This is a genomic window from Methylocystis sp. S23, from assembly GCF_054106005.1.
The window spans coordinates 3450774-3467475 of sequence record NZ_CM134185.1 but is presented as its reverse complement, the minus strand read 5'-3'; the positions used below and the strand labels follow the sequence as shown (position 1 = coordinate 3467475).

14 protein-coding genes are annotated in these 16702 nt (G+C 66.0%); 8 read left to right on the top strand and 6 right to left on the bottom strand.

Annotation, left to right across the window (positions count from 1 at the left end; translation table 11 throughout):
* Nucleotides 1–2: 2 nt before the first annotated feature.
* Together ACV7JP_RS16985 and nadA are read right to left on the bottom strand one after the other, a co-directional pair.
* Nucleotides 3–623 carry a DUF4202 domain-containing protein gene (locus tag ACV7JP_RS16985; protein ID WP_457796833.1) on the bottom strand — a complete coding sequence of 207 codons (621 nt, stop codon included), beginning with the start codon at nucleotides 621–623 and terminating at the stop codon, nucleotides 3–5.
* Between the two features lie 59 nt (nucleotides 624–682).
* Complete coding sequence (gene nadA / locus ACV7JP_RS16980) at nucleotides 683–1768, bottom strand: quinolinate synthase NadA (RefSeq protein WP_457796832.1); 1086 nt, start codon at nucleotides 1766–1768, stop codon at nucleotides 683–685.
* A 417-nt stretch (nucleotides 1769–2185) separates the two neighbouring features.
* Between nadA and ACV7JP_RS16975 the strand changes: the two genes are divergently transcribed.
* The 3 genes from ACV7JP_RS16975 to ACV7JP_RS16965 all read left to right on the top strand — a co-directional run bounded on the left by ACV7JP_RS16975 (nucleotide 2186) and on the right by ACV7JP_RS16965 (nucleotide 5686).
* The gene (locus tag ACV7JP_RS16975) at nucleotides 2186–4153 is read left to right on the top strand and encodes a putative bifunctional diguanylate cyclase/phosphodiesterase (RefSeq protein WP_457796831.1); all 1968 of its coding nucleotides are present in this window, start codon (nucleotides 2186–2188) and stop codon (nucleotides 4151–4153) included.
* A gap of 52 nt (nucleotides 4154–4205) precedes the next feature.
* Nucleotides 4206–5153: an aspartate carbamoyltransferase catalytic subunit gene (locus ACV7JP_RS16970; RefSeq protein WP_457796830.1), complete on the top strand. Its 948-nt coding sequence runs from the start codon at nucleotides 4206–4208 to the stop codon at nucleotides 5151–5153.
* Nucleotides 5154–5341: 188 nt separating this feature from the next.
* On the top strand, nucleotides 5342–5686 hold the full coding sequence (locus ACV7JP_RS16965; protein ID WP_457796829.1) for a hypothetical protein: 345 nt from the start codon (nucleotides 5342–5344) through the stop codon (nucleotides 5684–5686).
* A gap of 56 nt (nucleotides 5687–5742) precedes the next feature.
* On the opposite strand, the gene cysK is transcribed toward ACV7JP_RS16965, so the two are convergent.
* Complete coding sequence (gene cysK / locus ACV7JP_RS16960; RefSeq protein ID WP_457796828.1) at nucleotides 5743–6720, bottom strand: cysteine synthase A; 978 nt, start codon at nucleotides 6718–6720, stop codon at nucleotides 5743–5745.
* A 20-nt stretch (nucleotides 6721–6740) separates the two neighbouring features.
* Entirely contained in the window at nucleotides 6741–7544 is an 804-nt protein-coding gene (locus ACV7JP_RS16955; protein WP_457796827.1) for a sulfite exporter TauE/SafE family protein, read from the bottom strand.
* 264 nt (nucleotides 7545–7808) lie between these two features.
* On the opposite strand from ACV7JP_RS16955, the gene ACV7JP_RS16950 reads away from it, so the two are divergent.
* From ACV7JP_RS16950 to ACV7JP_RS16930, 5 genes are all read left to right on the top strand, one after another.
* The gene (locus ACV7JP_RS16950; RefSeq protein WP_457796826.1) at nucleotides 7809–8294 is read left to right on the top strand and encodes an RrF2 family transcriptional regulator; all 486 of its coding nucleotides are present in this window, start codon (nucleotides 7809–7811) and stop codon (nucleotides 8292–8294) included.
* 78 nt (nucleotides 8295–8372) lie between these two features.
* Nucleotides 8373–9089, top strand: coding sequence for a protein-L-isoaspartate O-methyltransferase family protein (locus tag ACV7JP_RS16945; protein WP_457796825.1), 717 nt, complete (start codon nucleotides 8373–8375; stop codon nucleotides 9087–9089).
* A gap of 118 nt (nucleotides 9090–9207) precedes the next feature.
* Nucleotides 9208–10653, top strand: a complete 1446-nt coding sequence (locus tag ACV7JP_RS16940) for a TolC family outer membrane protein (protein WP_457796824.1) — start codon at nucleotides 9208–9210, stop codon at nucleotides 10651–10653.
* A gap of 138 nt (nucleotides 10654–10791) precedes the next feature.
* Nucleotides 10792–11451, top strand: a complete 660-nt coding sequence (locus ACV7JP_RS16935; RefSeq protein WP_457796823.1) for a PopZ family protein — start codon at nucleotides 10792–10794, stop codon at nucleotides 11449–11451.
* Nucleotides 11452–11516: 65 nt separating this feature from the next.
* Nucleotides 11517–11846, top strand: a complete 330-nt coding sequence (locus tag ACV7JP_RS16930) for a septum formation initiator family protein (protein WP_457796822.1) — start codon at nucleotides 11517–11519, stop codon at nucleotides 11844–11846.
* 137 nt (nucleotides 11847–11983) lie between these two features.
* On the opposite strand, the gene ACV7JP_RS16925 is transcribed toward ACV7JP_RS16930, so the two are convergent.
* Nucleotides 11984–12865 carry an MBL fold metallo-hydrolase gene (locus ACV7JP_RS16925; protein WP_457796821.1) on the bottom strand — a complete coding sequence of 294 codons (882 nt, stop codon included), beginning with the start codon at nucleotides 12863–12865 and terminating at the stop codon, nucleotides 11984–11986.
* Nucleotides 12866–13213: 348 nt separating this feature from the next.
* On the bottom strand, nucleotides 13214–16681 hold the full coding sequence (locus ACV7JP_RS16920; RefSeq protein ID WP_457796820.1) for an error-prone DNA polymerase: 3468 nt from the start codon (nucleotides 16679–16681) through the stop codon (nucleotides 13214–13216).
* Between the last annotated feature and the right edge of the window lie 21 nt (nucleotides 16682–16702).

Genomic DNA, 16702 nt, shown 5'->3' with positions numbered 1-16702 from the left:
CGTCAGTCGAGCGAGACGGCGGCGAGCCGCTCGAGCGCCGCGGCTTCTTTTTCCACGGCGGCGGCGACGAGCGCACGGGCGCGAGCGGGCAGGGGCAGGGCGAGCGCGGCGGCGTGGCCCCTGGGCGACATCTTGCACAGCGTCTTGCCCAGAATGTCGACGATCTTCCCGTCGTCATAGCCCGCGTATTTTTCGAGGAAGCCGTCGAAATAATGCTCCAGGAAAACGACGGCGGCGACGTTTTCGAGCGCCTGCGACTCGGGGTCCTTCTTGAGCTGCTCCTTGCGGATGAGCGCGCCGGCATGGGCGATCGCCGCCTCGTCATAGCCGTTGGCGCGCATGATCCGGCCCGCGAGATCGGCGTGATGAACCCGGCAGGCGCGCCGCCAGTCATTGTAGCCCTTGCGGCCTTCGGGATAGTCGCCGCGCGATATTTCCCATCGCCGCAAATGCTGGGCGCGGGCGGCGATTTTCAGGAGATCCGAGGCGTCCGGGTAGATGGCCGCGAGGCGCGCGCTCATGCGCTCCGCGTAAACGGTCTCGAAGGCCTGGCCGTCGACCTTGCGCGGGTCTTCGGCGTTGGCGGCGTCGATGGCGGCGAGAGTGGCGTCGAGAGAGGGCATTGGAACTCCAGAAGGGGCTTCCCCCTCCCTGTCTCCCGGGGGAGGGCTTGGAAGGGGCCTCACCCCAGATCGATCATCCGCTGCACGCTTCGCCGCGCCCGGGCGGCGACGGCCGGGTCGACGATCACCTCCTCGCGAATATGCAGCAGGCTGTCGAGGATCTTCGGCAGCGTGATGCGCTTCATATGCGGGCAGAAATTGCAGGGGCGCACAAATTCCGTGCCCGTCGTCTCTGCGGCGATATTGTCGGCCATCGAGCATTCGGTCACGAGCAGCACGCGCGCCGGCTTCTTCGTGCGCACATAGTCGATCATCGCCGCGGTCGAGCCGGAGAAGTCCGAGGCCTCGACGACCTCGCGCGGGCATTCCGGATGGGCGATGACCTTCAGGCCCGGATGGTCGGCCTTGAAGCCCTCGATCTCGTCGGCCGTGAAAAGCTCGTGCACCTCGCAGGCGCCTTCCCAGGCGATGATCTTCACCTTGGTCTGCGCGGCGACGTTCTGCGCCAGGAAACGGTCGGGGATCATGATGACGCGGTCGGCGCCCAAGCTCTCCACGACCTTCACGGCGTTGGAGGAGGTGCAGCATATATCGACCTCCGCCTTCACCTCGGCGGAAGTATTCACATAGGCGACGACCGGAACGCCGGGATATTTCTTGCGCAGCGCGCGAATGTCCGCGCCCGTGATCGACGCCGCGAGCGAGCAGCCGGCCTCGGCGTCCGGGATCAGCACGGTCTTTTCCGGGTTCAGAATCTTCGACGTCTCGGCCATGAAGTAGACGCCGCCTTGGACGATGATGTCGGCGTCGGACTTGGCGGCGAGCTTGGCGAGCTGGAGGCTGTCGCCAATGTAATCCGAGACGCAGTGATAGATTTCCGGCGTCTGGTAGTTATGCGCCAGAATCACCGCATTGCGCGTCTTCTTGATGTCATTGATCGCCTTTACGTAGGGCGCGTGAAACGGCCACTCGACCGGCGGAATCACCTTCGAGACGCGCTCATAGAGATGCGCGGTCGCGGTCTCGATCTCGGGCGTCCATTCGAGATTTGGGCGCGGCAGCACGGGAAAGCGCGCTTTCGCGCCAACTCCGAGCGACTGCGCAGGCGCACGCTCGCTCAGAAGCTCAATCGTCTCCGCCGTCATTCGCATGCCCTCTTCCCATCCACTTATGCTCACAGTGAGTATAAGTGGTCCATACAAAAACCCCGCGGCGGACCCCCGCCCGGAGCGCTTATTCGCATGAAGTTTAATGACGCCGCGCCGCGCCGGCAACCCCAGCCATCAAGGAGATGTGCTCGCTGAGAGTATAAGTCAAGGCGCCGAAAGCGCGATTTGGCGCGCGCCGATTTCTTTGGCCTCCCGGCGATTCGCTCCGCAAACTTTAAGGAATAGCAAGGACTACCGTGGAATCTGGCTCGATCAGATTCCTCCCTCCTTTGCTCCGGCGGGCGTGAGGAAAAAGGATGCGACCGGATCATGCAAATTTTTTCAGCTATTTCTGGAGTGCTCTCTCGACTGGGAAGCGTCCGCGACGATTCCAAGGGCGGCCGCCTGGCGCGTTTGCGCCATTTTCTTGATGGCGACCCCCTCGCTTTCGACGAGGCTCCTCTCCCGCCGGAAGTCGGGGCGAGGTTTCGGGCGGAGCAGCTCGGCGATCTCGAGCGCTGCACGCCGGTCGTCATGCTGGTGTCCTGCTTCAGCGCGCTCGCCTTTTGCATTTCCGTATGGGAGACGTCCTTCGCGGATCAGGCGAAAATCTGGGCGACGCTAATCTTCCTTCTCGCCGGCGTCATCTATGCGCGGCGCATCACCGCGCCGCCGCGGCATACGCGATCGGCTTCCGCTCATGGGGTCTGGCGCGCGACCGCCAACGCGCTTCTCCACGGCTCGCTATGGGGGGCGCTGCCCGTCTTCTTCTTCGCCGAAGCCTCGACGCGGCAGCAATTCATGATCATGGGCTTCGTCTTCGCGACCCTGTTCGGCGGCAGCTTCGCGCTCAGCTCGATCCCGAGCGCCGTGCTGGCGCATGTCATCCCCATTGGCGCGGGCTTCGTCGTCGCGACGCTGCCCGAGCGCGATCCCGTATTCGACATCGTCGCCGCGACGGCCGTCACCTATACTTTCGTCGTGGTGAGCGGGGCGCTGAAGAGGTCTGGCGCGGCGGCGCGGCGTTGCGCGGCGGAGGCGGCGGCGCAGGAAGGCGCGCTGCGCGACGCGCTTACCCGCATGCCGAACCGCGTCGCCTTCCGGGAGGAGCTGACGCGCTCATTCGCCCGCCTGGCGCGCCGCAACGAGCGCTTCGCCGTGATGTGTTTCGATCTCGACGGCTTCAAGGGGGTCAACGACTCCATGGGCCACGAGACCGGCGACGCCGTGCTCGTCGAAGCCGCCCGCCGGCTCAAGGCCTCGACGCGCGAGAACGATCTCGTCGCGCGCCTTGGCGGCGACGAATTCGCGCTTATCGCCGTCGACATTGGCGGCGTGGAGGACACGGTCGGCATCGCCCATCGCATTCTCGCCAATTTCCGCGCGCCCTTCGAGGTCGACGGCCGCTCCGTTCCCATCTCGGTCTCCATCGGCGTCGCCATCGCCCCGAGCGACGGCGTCGATCCGGAAAGCCTGATGCGCAACGCCGACAGCGCGATGTATGCGACGAAACAGGCCGGGCGCTGCGGCTATACGCTTTTTCGCGACCGTTTCGGCTTCGTGGCGGAGCGCAACACGCTCGACGCCGAGCTCGACCGCGCTTTCGCGCTGCGCGAGCTCTTCATGGTCTATCAGCCCTTCGTCGACACGCAGACGCAGCAGGCGACGGGCTTCGAGGCGCTGCTGCGCTGGCGGCATCCCGTGCGGGGCGTGCTCAGCGCCGGAGAAATCGTCCCGCTCTTCGAGCGCGCCGGCCAGATCGACCGGGTGGGCTCCTGGGCCTTGCAGGAGGCGATGACCGCCGCGACGCATTGGCCGTCCCATCTGCGCGTGGCCGTTAACGTCTCGGCGCTTCAGCTTCGCAAGCCCAATTTCGAGCAGATGGTGCTCGACGCCGTCGCGGCCAGCGGATTGGACCCTCGCCGCCTTGAGCTCGAACTGACCGAGACGGCGATGATCCTCGACGGCGAGAAGGCGTTCGAGATGCTCGCCAATCTGCGCCGCCTCGGCATGCAGACGTCGCTCGACGATCTCGGCACGGGCTATTCGTCCCTCGCCAATCTTGTCGGCCTGCCCCTCGACCGGCTGAAGATCGATCGCTCTTTCGTGGCGAATATCGAGACGAACCCCATGTGCAGCTCGGTCGTGAAGCTGACGATCGAGCTCGCCCGCTCCCTCTCGCTTCAGGTCACGGCCGAGGGCGTCGAGACCGAGAGCCAGTTCCGGCTTCTGCATGATTTCGGCTGCCGGGAGGTCCAGGGCTATCTGTTCAGCCATCCCCGGCCGGCGAGCCAGATCGCCGGCCTGTTCGGCGTCTGTCCGATGACGAAGGCGCCGGAGCTCGCCCGGGTCGACGCGCCGCCGATCGCGGCCGCCGGCTGAGGCCGAAATCGAAGGGTCGCGGCGGCCGGCAAAGCTGCTATAGACGTTCGCCATGCAGGCCGACGTCAAAGCGATTTTCCCGTACCGCCACCTTCTCGGCATAGAGGGCCTGAAGCGCCCCCATATCGAAACGCTGCTCGACATGGCCGAGCAGGCGGTCGAAGTGTCGCGCCAGGTGGAGAAGAAGCGCTCCAATCTGCGCGGGCGCACCCAGATCAATCTCTTCTACGAGCCCTCGACGCGGACGCAGGCCTCCTTCGAGATCGCCGGCAAGCGCCTCGGAGCCGATGTGATGAACATGTCGGTCGCGCGTTCTTCCGAATCCAAGGGCGAGACGCTGCTCGACACGGCCGTGACGCTCAACGCCATGCGGCCCGACATCATCGTCGTGCGCCACGCGCAGGCGGGGGCGGCGCATCTTCTCGCGCGCAAGGTCGATTGCTCGGTGGTCAATGCGGGGGACGGCGCGCATGAGCATCCGACCCAGGCGCTGCTCGACGCGCTGACCATTCGCCGCAACAAGGGGCGCATCGAGGGCCTGACGGTCGCCATTTGCGGCGACATCCTGCATTCGCGCGTCGCGCGCTCCAATATCATCCTGCTTTCGGCGCTGGGCGCGAGGCTGCGCGTCGTCGGCCCGTCGACGCTCGCGCCCGACAGCCTCTCGCGGCTCGGCGTCGAGGTGCATCACGATATGAAGCGCGGCCTCGCCGGCGCCGACATCGTCATGATGCTGCGCCTGCAGCGCGAGCGCATGGCCGGCGCGCTGGCGCCGAGCGCACGCGAATATTTCCATTTCTTCGGCCTCGACGAGGAGAAGCTCGAACATGCCGCGCCGGACGCGCTCGTGATGCATCCGGGACCGATGAACAGGGGCGTGGAGATCGACTCGGCCGTCGCCGACAGCGCGCGCTCCCTGATCCGCGAGCAGGTCGAGATGGGCGTCGCTGTCCGGATGGCGGTCCTGGAGGCTCTCGCGCAGCACTTGCCGAATGTGTAAGATCGCCCGCAAACGGGTCTAGCGGCTTGCTTCATTGAATTGCGAGGTTCGGACCCCCACCCCAGCCCTCCCCCTTTCAGGGGGAGGGAGTAAGGGCGTCGTTTCCCTCCCCCTGAAAAGGGGGAGGGTCAGGGAGGGGGTCCGCCAGCTTTTGCGGGATGCGCCCGAGACCTAAAAAGGGGTGAGAAATGCTCAAGTTGATCCGCTTCCTCGGTTTGGTGTCACAGTCGATCTTCATCCAGTTCGCGCATGTGTTCGGCGTCGTGGCCTTCGTCGCGGCGGCCGCGCTTGGCTGGCTGCGTCTGCCGTCCTGGCTGGTGCCGGTCCTCGCCGTCGTCTGCGGCGTGGTCGCCGACAAATTCCTGGATGAAAGCTCCGTTACGGGCCTGCTCGAAAAAGCGCACACCGCCAATCAGCGCGGAGGCTTTCTGATCGTCGTCTATTTCGTGATCTGCGCGGTCGGTTATCTCATCGGCGCCTACGGGCGTCATTACGCGCGCGGGAAGGGACTTTCGGCGGCCGTCAAGAAATAGGTTCGCGGACAAAGGAGCAGGGCCGGGCGGCGTTCAGCCGATCCGGCCCTTTTCGGTCACAGCCCCTCGAACAGCGCCGTCGAGAGATAGCGCTCGGCGAAGGAGGGGATGATCAGCACGATGTTCTTGCCCGCCGCCTCCGGACGGCCGGCGATCTCGAGCGCCGCGGCGACGGCCGCGCCCGACGAGATGCCGACGGGAATGCCTTCGATCCGCGCCAGAAGCCGGGCGGTGTCGAAAGCCGTCTGATTGCCGATGGTGACGATTTCGTCGATGACGCCGCGATCGAGGATGGGCGGCACGAATCCCGCGCCGATGCCCTGAATCTTATGCGGTCCCGGCGGGCGGCCGGAGAGAACGGCCGAGTCTTCCGGCTCCACGGCGACGACGCGCAGCGCCGGATTGCGGCTCTTCAGCACCTGGCCGACGCCGGTGATCGTGCCGCCCGTGCCGACGCCCGAGATGAAATAGTCGACCTTGCCCTCGGTGTCGTTCCAGATTTCCTCGGCCGTGGTGATGCGGTGGATTTCCGGATTGGCGGGGTTCTCGAACTGCTGGGGAATGACCGCGCCGGGCGTTTCCGCCGCGAGCTCCGAGGCCTTGGCGAGCGCGCCCTTCATGCCCTGGGAGGCGGGCGTGAGCACGAGCTCCGCGCCGAGCAGCGCCAGCATCTTGCGGCGCTCGATAGACATGGATTCGGGCATGACCAGGATGAGCCGGTAGCCCCGCGCGGCGGCCACGAAGGCCAGCGCGATGCCGGTGTTGCCGGAGGTCGGCTCGATGAGCACGCTCTGGCCCGGCGAGATCTTGCCGCTCTTTTCGAGCGCGTCGATCATGGCGACGCCGATGCGGTCCTTGACGCTCGCAATGGGATTGAAGAATTCGAGCTTGGCGAGCAGATTGGCCTTGACGCCCTTCTCCTGCGCCAGCCGGTCCAGCCGCACGATCGGCGTATCCCCGATGGTCTGGGTGATCGACTCGTAAATCCGGCCTCTGCCGGGCTTCGTGGACGGCGTGAAGCTCTTGTCTGACATTTCTGCTCCTCCCCTTGTCACTATATCGACAGTTTGACTCCCACCGCCGCCATCATCGTCGCGAGCGCCGGCCTCAAATAGTGGTCCGGAACGCGGGCGGCGAGATGACTCCCTATGGCGATGCCCGGCAGAGAGCCGATCAGGAGAGAGAATAGCAAGACCCAATCCACGCCGCCCATGAGCCAATGCCCGAAGCCGGCGATGAGCGTCAGCGGCACGGCGTGCGCGATGTCCGAGCCCACGAGCCGCACGGTCGGCGTGCGGGGATAAAGCGCGAGAAGGACGGTCATGCCCACCGCGCCCGCGCCCACCGAGGAAATCGAGACGAGAACGCCGAGAAAGGCGCCGAGCGTCACGGTGAGCAGGCCGATATGCCGGTCGCTCATATCGTCGAGGCGCCGGGCGATGTAATCGAGAATCCAGCGCCGAAACAGGATCGACGCGGCGGTCAGCAGCAATGCGAAGCCAAGCGCCGAGGTGATGAGCCCATTGGCTGCGTGCCCCGCCGTCTTGCCCAGCCAGGAGAGCGTCAGCAGGGCGATGATCGACGCAGGGACGGAGCCGGAGGCGAGGCGGCGCGTGACGCGCCAGTCGACCGTGCCGTTGAGGGCGTGGACGAGCGTGCCGTTGCTCTTGGTGATGGCGGCGTAAAGCAGATCGGTGCCGACGGCCGTCGTGGGCGCGACGCCGAAAAGCAGCACCAGGATGGGGGTCATAAGAGAGCCGCCGCCGACGCCGGTGAAGCCGACCAGGGCGCCGACGATGAAGCCCGACAGCGAATATAGAGGGTTGAACGCTTGGAGCGCGTCGGCGATGGCGGACATTCGGGCAGTTTTCCATTAATACACGCAATTAGCGTGTTATTCCAACCAAAACACAGGCATGCCGCGTCATTTAATTGGCCGAAAACGCCGAGGCAGTCAAATACTCCATTGGTCTACTTAAATACTAGAGTAAAAGGGCGCCGGTCAAGCAGGGGTGGATCATATGAAAAATTTCAAATATGTGATTTAGTCACGAAATTCGATGGACGCGCCGGATTAAGGTCGCGCGACGCTCTTCGCGCGAAGCTGTGGTAAAAGTTTCGAATGCTAACGAAGAAAGCCAAATACGGCCTCAAGGCGATGGTCTATCTAGCTGGAGTCGAGCAGGGGCAGACCGCCCTCGTGGCCGACATCGCCGCGGCAAATCAGATCCCCAAGAAATTTCTCGACGCCATTCTCAGCGAATTGCGCAACGCCGGCTTTGTCCATTCCAAGAAGGGAAAGGGCGGGGGCTATATGCTGGCGCGCGCGCCGGCCGAGATCAGCGTTGGCAATCTCGTCCGCACGCTCGACGGGCCGCTGGCGCCGATTCAGTGCGCGAGCCGCCGCCTTTACCGCAGATGCGAAGACTGCATCGACGAAACGCACTGCGCCGTCCGGCTCGTCATGATGGAGGCGCGCGACGCCATCGCCCGCGTCCTGGACAATACGTCGCTGGATCAAATGCGCGTCCTCGGAGACGCCGGGATCGCGCTCATCGACGGCTCGGCGTCCGAGGCGGCCGGCCCCGCGGCCATGGACATGGCGTGAGGCGGAACCTATAAAGCGCATCGGCCTTGGGCCGGAGAATTCTGCAAAAATAGAGGCCGGCGCGACGCCGGGAAGCGAATGTCGGAAGCAGCGGTGGCGACGGTTCGTCGGGATTCGGAAGAAGGGCGCGCGGCCGCCGAGTTACGGCGCACCATGGTTGAGCGCCAGCTACGTCCCTTCGACGTGACGGACGTGCCGCTGCTGGAGCGCTTTCTCGAGGTTCCGCGCGAGCTCTTCCTGCCGTCGAGCCAGGCGGCGCTCGCCTATTCCGATCTTGCCGTCACGGTAAAGGGCGCCGGCGGCCGCAAGCGCGCGCTGCTGCCGCCGCTGGTTCTCGCCCGCATGCTGCAGGGCGGGGAGCCGCGCCCCGGCGAGAAGGCGCTCGACATTGGCGGGGCCGGCTATTCGTCCGCCCTTCTGTCGGGCCTCGTTGGCGAGGTGGTCGCGCTCGAAAACGACCCGGAGCTCGCCGCGCGGGCCAGGCAAGGCCTCGCGGCGCTCGGCGCCCGGAACGTGCGCGTCGAAACGGGGCCGCTCGAAAAGGGCTTCGCCGCGGCCGCCCCTTACGACGTCATCTATGTGCAGGGCGCCGTCGAGGCGGGCCTCGACGCGCTCTTCGCCCAGCTTGCGCCGAACGGACGCCTCCTCGCCATCGTCACGCCGGAGCCCGGCGCCGGCCAGCACGTCGTGCGCTTTGAACGGCAGGGCGGACAGCCGGCCGGGCGCATCTCGCTGTTCAACGCAAATGCCACAGTGCTCGACGGATTTGCCCGACTGCCCGGTTTCTCGTTCTGACGCCACTTTTCTGCCCCATTTGCATTCCTAGCGTTCTCGCACCGCGTAACTTGAGTAATCGGAAGTGGCACAAATTGCTGAGCTTACGGTTGTTTCGGGAAAGTGAGAGGAACGCCAAATGGATGGGGCGGCGGTGAGGCGGCTGCGTGCCGCCAGGTTGAAGTCGGCTGCCGTTTTTGCGGCCGCAGCTATCGTCGCCGCCATCGCCGCCGCCGACGCTCGGGCCGAGTCCCTCTATTCCGCGCTGGCGCGCGCCTATGGCGGCAATCCCGACCTCAATCAGAGCCGCGCCAATGTGCGCGCGCGCGACGAGGATGCGCCGATCGCGGAGGCCGGCATGCGCCCAAAAGCGAGCATCCAGGCGACGTGGGGGCCGCAATTCAGCACGGTGAAGCTTCCCGCCGGGCGAAATCAGCTCGATAACGGCCGCGCTTTTTCCTATGACCGCTATCTTGGCTATCCCCGCGGCTCGACGCTGAACGTCACGCAGAACATCTTCGACGGCGGAGCCACCGAGAATTCCGTGAAGCGCGCCGCCTCGGGCGTCTTCGCCGCGCGCGCGACCATGCGCCTGACCGAGCAGGCGATCCTCCAGAACGGCGCCACCGCCTATATGAACGTGCTGCGCGACACGGCGGTCGTGAATTTGCGCAAGAACAACATCGCCGTCCTCGATCAGCAATTGAAGCAGACCCGCGACCGCTTCCAGGTCGGCGAAGTGACGCGCACGGACGTGGCGCAGGCCGAGGCCTCGCTCGCCCAGGCGCGTTCGGAGCTCTATGCGGCGCAGGCGCAGCTCAAGACCAGCATCGCCAATTATCGCCAGATCATCGGAAACGAGCCGGGCCATCTCGAGCCGGGCCGCTCTTTGGAGCCGCTCCTGCCGAAATCGCTGAACGACGCGATCAACATCGCGCTCGCGGAGCATCCAGGCGTAGTGTCGGCGCTGCATCAGGTGGACGCCGCCGAACTCGCCGTGAAGGTGGCGGAGGCGGCGCTCTCGCCCACGGTCTCCGTGAACGCGCAAGTCTCGAATCAATACGACAGCTTTCTGGGCTCGCCCGGCTCGCGTTATTTCTCCGCGGGCGCCAGCGGGCAGCTCAATATTCCGCTTTATCAGGGCGGCTCCGAATACGCCTCGATTCGCCAGGCGAAGGAGCAGTTGGGGCAGGCGCGGCTGAACGCCGATCTGCAGCGCGACAGCGTGCGCGCCAGCGTCGTTTCGAGCTACGGCCTGCTGGAGACGGCGAAAGCCTCGATCATTTCCGGTCAGGCGGCCGTGAAGGCGGCGGAGACCGCGCTCGCGGGCGTGCGCGAGGAGGCGAAGGTCGGACAGCGCACGACGCTCGACGTGCTCAACGCCCAGCAGGCGCTGCTCAATGCGCGCGTCAATCTCGTTCTGTCGCAGCGCGACCGCGTCGTCGCCTCCTATGCCGCGCTCGGCGCGATAGGACGGCTCTCCGCGGAGGAGCTGAGCCTCAACGTCGCATTTTACGATCCGTCGATTCACTATGAGCAGGTGAAGACGAAATGGTTCGGGGTCGACACGCCCGACGGCAGATGACCTCAAGAGATCGGATGACAGCGCGCGCCGAAAGGTGTGGAATTCGGGGAAGGCCGTGTTGATTCGCGGGATGCGGACGGTCACAGATGTTCGGCCACCGCACCGCAACACGTCGTTAACCGTTTAAGAAAGCACTCCATGAGCGCAGCCAACGCGTCCGCCCCGTCGCAATCGCTCCAGGAAGAGATGCGCGCGCATGAGCCCTCGATGGAGGAAATTCTCGCCTCGATTCGACGGATCATCGCCGACGACGACAGCTTGCCGGGCGCCCGGCGCGAGCGTGACGGCCGTCGTCGGGAGGAGGAGACCGCCGAGCCCGCGATCGCCGTCCAGAACGCCTATCCCGCGCCCGCTCTCGAGCCCGCGCCGCCGCCGCAGCTCGAGCCCATGGCGGAGCGGCCGCAGCCGGCGCCGATAGCGGATATTCGCCAGCTCCGTCTCAATCGCGCGGCGCCGGAGCCGGTCGCCGAAGAGCCGGCGGAGTCCGAGGACGATCATGCCGACGCGCCGGAATCGCCGGCGGCGGCGCTTGTCGCGGCGGCCGAGGCGCCGCTCGACAATGACGAGCCGATCGACGGCGCGCCGCTGGTCTCCGCCGAGGCGGCGTCGTCCATCGCCTCGCATTTCCAGGCGCTCGCGACGAGCATGTTCATCAATGACAGCGGACTTCTGCAGAAATATGCGCAGGAGATGCTGCGTCCCATGCTCAAGCAGTGGCTGGACGACAATCTCCCCGTGATCGTCGAACGCCTCGTGCGCGCCGAGATCGAGCGCGTGGCGCGCGGCGGGCGCCGCTAGATCGGGCTGCGCATTTTGACCCCTCGTTAACGCCGCCTATAGAAGTCGGCGCTATTCTTGGGAGCATGCACAGACTGGGCGCATTCCTCCGTTCGCTGATCCTGCCTTTGACGCTTTATTGCGTGGCGGGGGCCGTCGCGTCCTATTTCGTGTGGCACGGCGTCAACGGCCAGCGCGGGCTGAAGACCGGCGAGGAATATGAGCAGAAGCTCGCGCAACTGCGCATGGAGCGCGACACGCTGAAGTTCCAGCGCATGCAGTGGGAAAGCCGCATCGCGCTGATCAAGGGCGAGAATGTCGACGCCGACATTCTCGAGGAACAGACGCGCAAGAGCCTCGGCCGGGTTCACAAGAATGACGTCGTGATCCTGCTGCCGCAGGGCGAGGCGCGCTGAGCGCTGCTCCATTTGCGGCTTCGCCCGATTGCTTTGCTACGGCGCCTCCACCGTCATTGCGAGCCGAAGGCGAAGCAATCCAGGGCCGTGATGTGGCCCTGGATTGCTTCGCTCCGCTCGCGATGAGGGGGCGAGCGTTATTTCCTGAAATACCGCCCCGTCAGGGTCAGCGGGCCGTCGCTGGCGACGACCCCGCGCGCGACCAGATCTTCGAGATGGGCGAGGACGTTCATCGCCGCCGCGCCGTGCAGGCGGCTGTCAACGCTTTCATAGATTCGCGCGACCATTGCGGGGATGGTGTCGTCGCCGGCTTCGAGGCGTTGCAGGATCGCGGCCTCGCGCGCGCGCCGGTGATGCGCGAGGGCGCGCAGATAGCGGGGCGGATCGCGCACGGGGTCGCCATGGCCGGGCCAGTAGATGGCGTCGTCGCGTCGCCGCAGGCGCTCGATCGATTCCATGTAATCGGTCATGGAGCCGTCCGGCGGCGCGACGACGGTCGTCGACCAGCCCATGACGTGATCGCCGGTGAAGAGCGCCCTTTCTTCAAGAAGCGCGAAGCAGAGGTGATTCTGCGTATGGCCCGGCGTCTCCAGCGTTTCGATCGTCGCGCCGCCGAGCTCGATCCGCGCGCCTTCCGTCAATGCGGCGTCCGGCGCGTAAGCGGGGTCATGCGAGGCGTCGAGGCCCGGTCCCGTGACGAGAATGTCCATGCGCGGCGCATGAGACGCGCAGCCCATGATCGTCGCGCCCGTCGCCGCCTTCAGCGCGCGCGCGGCGGGGGAATGGTCGCGATGCGAATGGGTGACGAGGATGCATGCGAGTCGCTCGCCCTCGATCGCCGCAAGCAGGGCGCCGATATGGCGCTCATCGGCGGGGCCGGGATCGACGATGGCGACTTCGCCCGCGCCGACGACATAGCTGCATGTGCCCTTATAGGTGAACGGCCCGGCATTGGGCGCGACCAGGCGGCGCAGGAGCGGCGAGACGCGCTCACATGTCTGATCGTTCCGCGCGCCCATGCTTTCCTCCACGACTCGGACGAAAATAGGCGCTTCGCCGCGCGGTTTCGAGGCTTGACGCCGACTTCGCAAAAATGCGGCGCGCAATCCAGGAGTCGTCTCTTAGGGTTCCGGATTGCTTTGCTTTGCTGGCGATGACGGGCCTTCGCCAAGGCGATAGCCAATGGCGACGCGGGAACGGGCGCCCGCCCGTCATTGCGAGAAGCGAAGCGAAGCAATCCAGGGCCGCGCTGGATTGCTTCGCTTCGCTCGCAATGACGCCGAGGCGTTCGCGAAGCGGATCAGGCGGAAACCGGGGAAGGGGGCGCCCCATGCGGAAGCCGCCCGGCGGAGCCACGCTTTCGCGCGTCAGTGGAAATTGCGCGCCTTGGGCATGGGCTCGCTTTTCGCTACCCGCATCGTCTCCAGGAGCCGCAAATCGCTGGACAGATCCTCGACGCGCTCGGCGACGACATGGATGACGCCCGACTCCTTTTGCAGTCTTCCGGTCACAGCGACATGGCGCGCGCCGATGATCTCCGCGCGCTGGCGCTCCAGCAGCTTCGGCCAGACGATGATATTGGCCTGGCCGGTCTCGTCCTCGATCGTCATGAAGATCACGCCCTTGGCCGTGCCGGGCCGCTGGCGCAGCAGCACGAGCCCCGCGACCGTCACGCGCCGCTTTTCGCCGTCGGGGAAATGCGATAGCGCCTCGCAGGGCAAAGCGCGCCGCGCCTCGAGACGCGGCCGCAGGAAGGCGACGGGATGGCCTTTGAGCGAGAGGGAGAGGAAGCGATAATCCTCGACGATCTCCTCGCCCGGCGGCATGGGCGGCAGATGCGCGTCCGGCTCCAGCGGCGCGAAGGACAGCTCTCGTAGAAGCGGCAGATCGTCCTTGTCGCCGGCGCGATTGAGCCCCGCCGCCGCCCAGAGCGCGTCGCGGCGCGACAGGCCGAGCGAGGCGAAGACGTCGGCTTCCGCAAGGCGCGTCAGCGTCGCGGGCGAGAGCTCGGCCCGGAGCCAGACGTCGCGCACCGAGTCGTAGCCCTTGCCCCGCCGCATCACGAGCCGGCGCATGTCCTCTTCCGCGACGCCCCTGATCTGCCGGAAGCCGAGGCGAACCGCGTGGTTTCCGCGAATGTCGCCGGCCATTTCCGCATGGCGGGGGTGGAGGGGCGGGATATTGGGCGAATGGCGAGCAGGCGAGGCTGGCGCCCAATACCTCCCCTTTACGGGGAGGTCGGCGGTCGTAGACTGCCGGGTGGGGTCCTCGCCGCCACATTCTGGCTGGGCCTTGCCCCACCCGACCCCGCTTCGCGGGGCCACCCTCCCCGTAAAGGGGAGGGATTCGCTCACGCCCGTCATTCGCAGGTCCGGCTCCGGCGATGACGTTTGAGAGGCGGGGAGCGGCTTCCCTCCCTCCCCTTTACGGGGAGGGTGTCGCGCGGAGCGCGACGGGCGGGGCTCCAACGTGCAGTCCCAGTCCGAGGCGTTGATGTCGACCTCCCGCACCTCGACCCCATGCTCCCTGGCGTCCCGCACGATCTGCGCGGGGGCGTAGAAGCCCATGGGCTGCGCGTTCAACAGCGCGCAGGCGAAGACGTCGGGGTAGCGGCATTTGAGCCAGGCGGAGGCGTAGACAAGCAGCGCGAAGGAGGCGGCGTGGCTTTCCGGGAAGCCATAGGAGCCGAAGCCTTCAATCTGGCTGAAGCAGCGCTCGGCGAAGTCGCGCGTATAGCCCTTGTGCATCATGCCCGTGATCATCTTGTCGCGAAAGCCGCCGATGAGGCCCGCGCGCTTGAAGGTCGCCATGGCGCGGCGCAACTGATCGGCCTCGGACGGCGTGAAGCCGGCCGCGACAATGGCGATGCGCATGGCCTGCTCCTGAAAGAGCGGCACGCCGCAGGTCTTGGCGAGCACGTCCTCCAGCTCCTTCGACGGATAGGAGACAGGCTCCTTTTTCATGCGGCGCTGAAGATAGGGATGCACCATATTGCCCTGTATGGGGCCGGGGCGGACGATCGCGACCTCGATGACGAGATCGTAGAAGCATTGGGGCTTCAGCCGCGGCAGCATGGACATTTGCGCGCGGCTCTCGATCTGGAAGACGCCGATCGTGTCGGCGCGCGAGATCATGGCGTAGACGCGCTTGTCGTCGTTGTCGGAAATGCTCGAGAGGCGATGAACGATCCCGTAATGCCGCGCCAGAAGGTCGAGGCCCCTGCGCAGACAGGTGAGCATGCCGAGCGCGAGCACGTCGACCTTCAGCAATCCGAGCGCGTCGAGATCGTCCTTGTCCCATTCGATGGCGGTGCGGCCTTCCATCGCCGTGGGGAGGATGGGAACGACCTCGTCCAGCCTGTCGCGCGAAATGACGAAGCCGCCGGAATGCTGCGTGAGATGGCGCGGGAAGCCCTCGATCTCCTCGGCGAGCGCCAGCGCCATGGCGAAACGCGGCTCCGAGGCGTCGAGGCCGAGCCTCGCAATGTCCTGCATGCGCGTCCCGCGCTCGCTGCCGCGCCCGAAGGCGGCCGACGACAGGCGGCCGACGAGGTCGCCGGAGAGGCCGAAAACCTTGCCGATCTCGCGAATGGCGCTCTTGCCGCGATAGGTGATGACGGCCGCCGCGATGCCGGCGCGCGCGCGGCCGAAGCGGCGGTAGATATACTGGATCACCTCCTCGCGCCGCTCATGCTCGAAATCGACGTCGATGTCGGGCGGCTCGTTGCGCTCGGTGGAGACGAAGCGCTCGAAGAGCAGATCGTGCTTCGTCGGATCGACTTCCGTGACGCCGAGGCAATAGCAGATGACGGAATTCGCCGCCGAGCCGCGCCCCTGCGCGAGAATCCCTTCGCCGCGCGCAAAGCGCACAATGTCATGCACGGTGAGAAAATAGGCCGCGTATTTCAGCTCCGCGACAAGCGCCAGCTCGCGTTCGAGCAGCGCGGAAATATGTTGGGGAACGCCCTGCGGATAGCGCGCCTTCGCGCCCTCGCGGGAAAGCGCCTCAAGCGCCTCCTGCTCGCTCGCAAAGCCTTCGCGCAATTCGCTCGGATATTCGTAAGCCACGTCGGAGAGGCGGAAGTCGAGCGCCTCGATGAAACGCGCGCTTTCCTCGACGGCGTGGGGCGCCTCGTGAAAAAGGCGCGCCATTTCTTTCGCGCTTTTCAGATGACGCTCGGCGTTGGCGGCGAGCAGGAAGCCGGCTTCCTCCAGCGTCGTCTTTTCGCGAATGCAGGCCAGCGCGTCGGCGAGCGGGCGTCGCCCGGCGACATGCATATGCGCGTCGTTCACGGCGACGAGCGGAAGCCCAAGCTTTCGAGCAAGCTCGATGCGGCCGAGAAGGCGCGCGCGCGGGCGCGGGCCGTAAAGGGCGGTCGCCGCGAGCCAGACGCGGCCGGCCAACGCCTCCAGAAGGGCAGGGGGCGGCGCGCCATTCTCCATGACGACGACCTGCTGGCCTTCGGAGAATTCCAGCAGGTCGTCGAGAAAAAGCGCGCAGTCGCCTTTCCTGGTCCGCAAATTGCCGTTCGTGAGCAGGCGGCACAGGCGCCCATAGGCGGGGCGGTCCTTCGGATAGCAGAGAATGTCCGGCGTCCCGTCGCGAAAGACGAGGCGCGCGCCCACCGCCAGGCGGAAATCGCCGACGCTCTTCTCATGCGCCCGGAGATAAGAGAAGGCGCGCACCACGCCCGCGAGCGAATTGCGGTCGGCGATCCCGACGCCGCAATGGCCGAGCGCCACCGCCGTCGCGGCCATTTCTTCCGGATGCGACGCGCCGCGCAGGAAGGAGAAATTGGTGGTCGTCGCAAGCTCGGCGTAGCGGGGCGTGGGCATAGGAGAGCCGATTGTTTGTTC

Coding starts and splice junctions, on each gene's coding strand:
- ACV7JP_RS16985 (WP_457796833.1), bottom strand. CDS start 623: ATGCCCTCTCTCGACGCCACTCTCGCCGCCATCGACGCCGCCAACGCC.
- nadA (WP_457796832.1), bottom strand. CDS start 1,768: ATGACGGCGGAGACGATTGAGCTTCTGAGCGAGCGTGCGCCTGCGCAG.
- ACV7JP_RS16970 (WP_457796830.1), top strand. CDS start 4,206: ATGCAGGCCGACGTCAAAGCGATTTTCCCGTACCGCCACCTTCTCGGC.
- ACV7JP_RS16965 (WP_457796829.1), top strand. CDS start 5,342: ATGCTCAAGTTGATCCGCTTCCTCGGTTTGGTGTCACAGTCGATCTTC.
- cysK (WP_457796828.1), bottom strand. CDS start 6,720: ATGTCAGACAAGAGCTTCACGCCGTCCACGAAGCCCGGCAGAGGCCGG.
- ACV7JP_RS16955 (WP_457796827.1), bottom strand. CDS start 7,544: ATGTCCGCCATCGCCGACGCGCTCCAAGCGTTCAACCCTCTATATTCG.
- ACV7JP_RS16950 (WP_457796826.1), top strand. CDS start 7,809: ATGCTAACGAAGAAAGCCAAATACGGCCTCAAGGCGATGGTCTATCTA.
- ACV7JP_RS16945 (WP_457796825.1), top strand. CDS start 8,373: ATGTCGGAAGCAGCGGTGGCGACGGTTCGTCGGGATTCGGAAGAAGGG.
- ACV7JP_RS16940 (WP_457796824.1), top strand. CDS start 9,208: ATGGATGGGGCGGCGGTGAGGCGGCTGCGTGCCGCCAGGTTGAAGTCG.
- ACV7JP_RS16935 (WP_457796823.1), top strand. CDS start 10,792: ATGAGCGCAGCCAACGCGTCCGCCCCGTCGCAATCGCTCCAGGAAGAG.
- ACV7JP_RS16930 (WP_457796822.1), top strand. CDS start 11,517: ATGCACAGACTGGGCGCATTCCTCCGTTCGCTGATCCTGCCTTTGACG.
- ACV7JP_RS16925 (WP_457796821.1), bottom strand. CDS start 12,865: ATGGGCGCGCGGAACGATCAGACATGTGAGCGCGTCTCGCCGCTCCTG.
- ACV7JP_RS16920 (WP_457796820.1), bottom strand. CDS start 16,681: ATGCCCACGCCCCGCTACGCCGAGCTTGCGACGACCACCAATTTCTCC.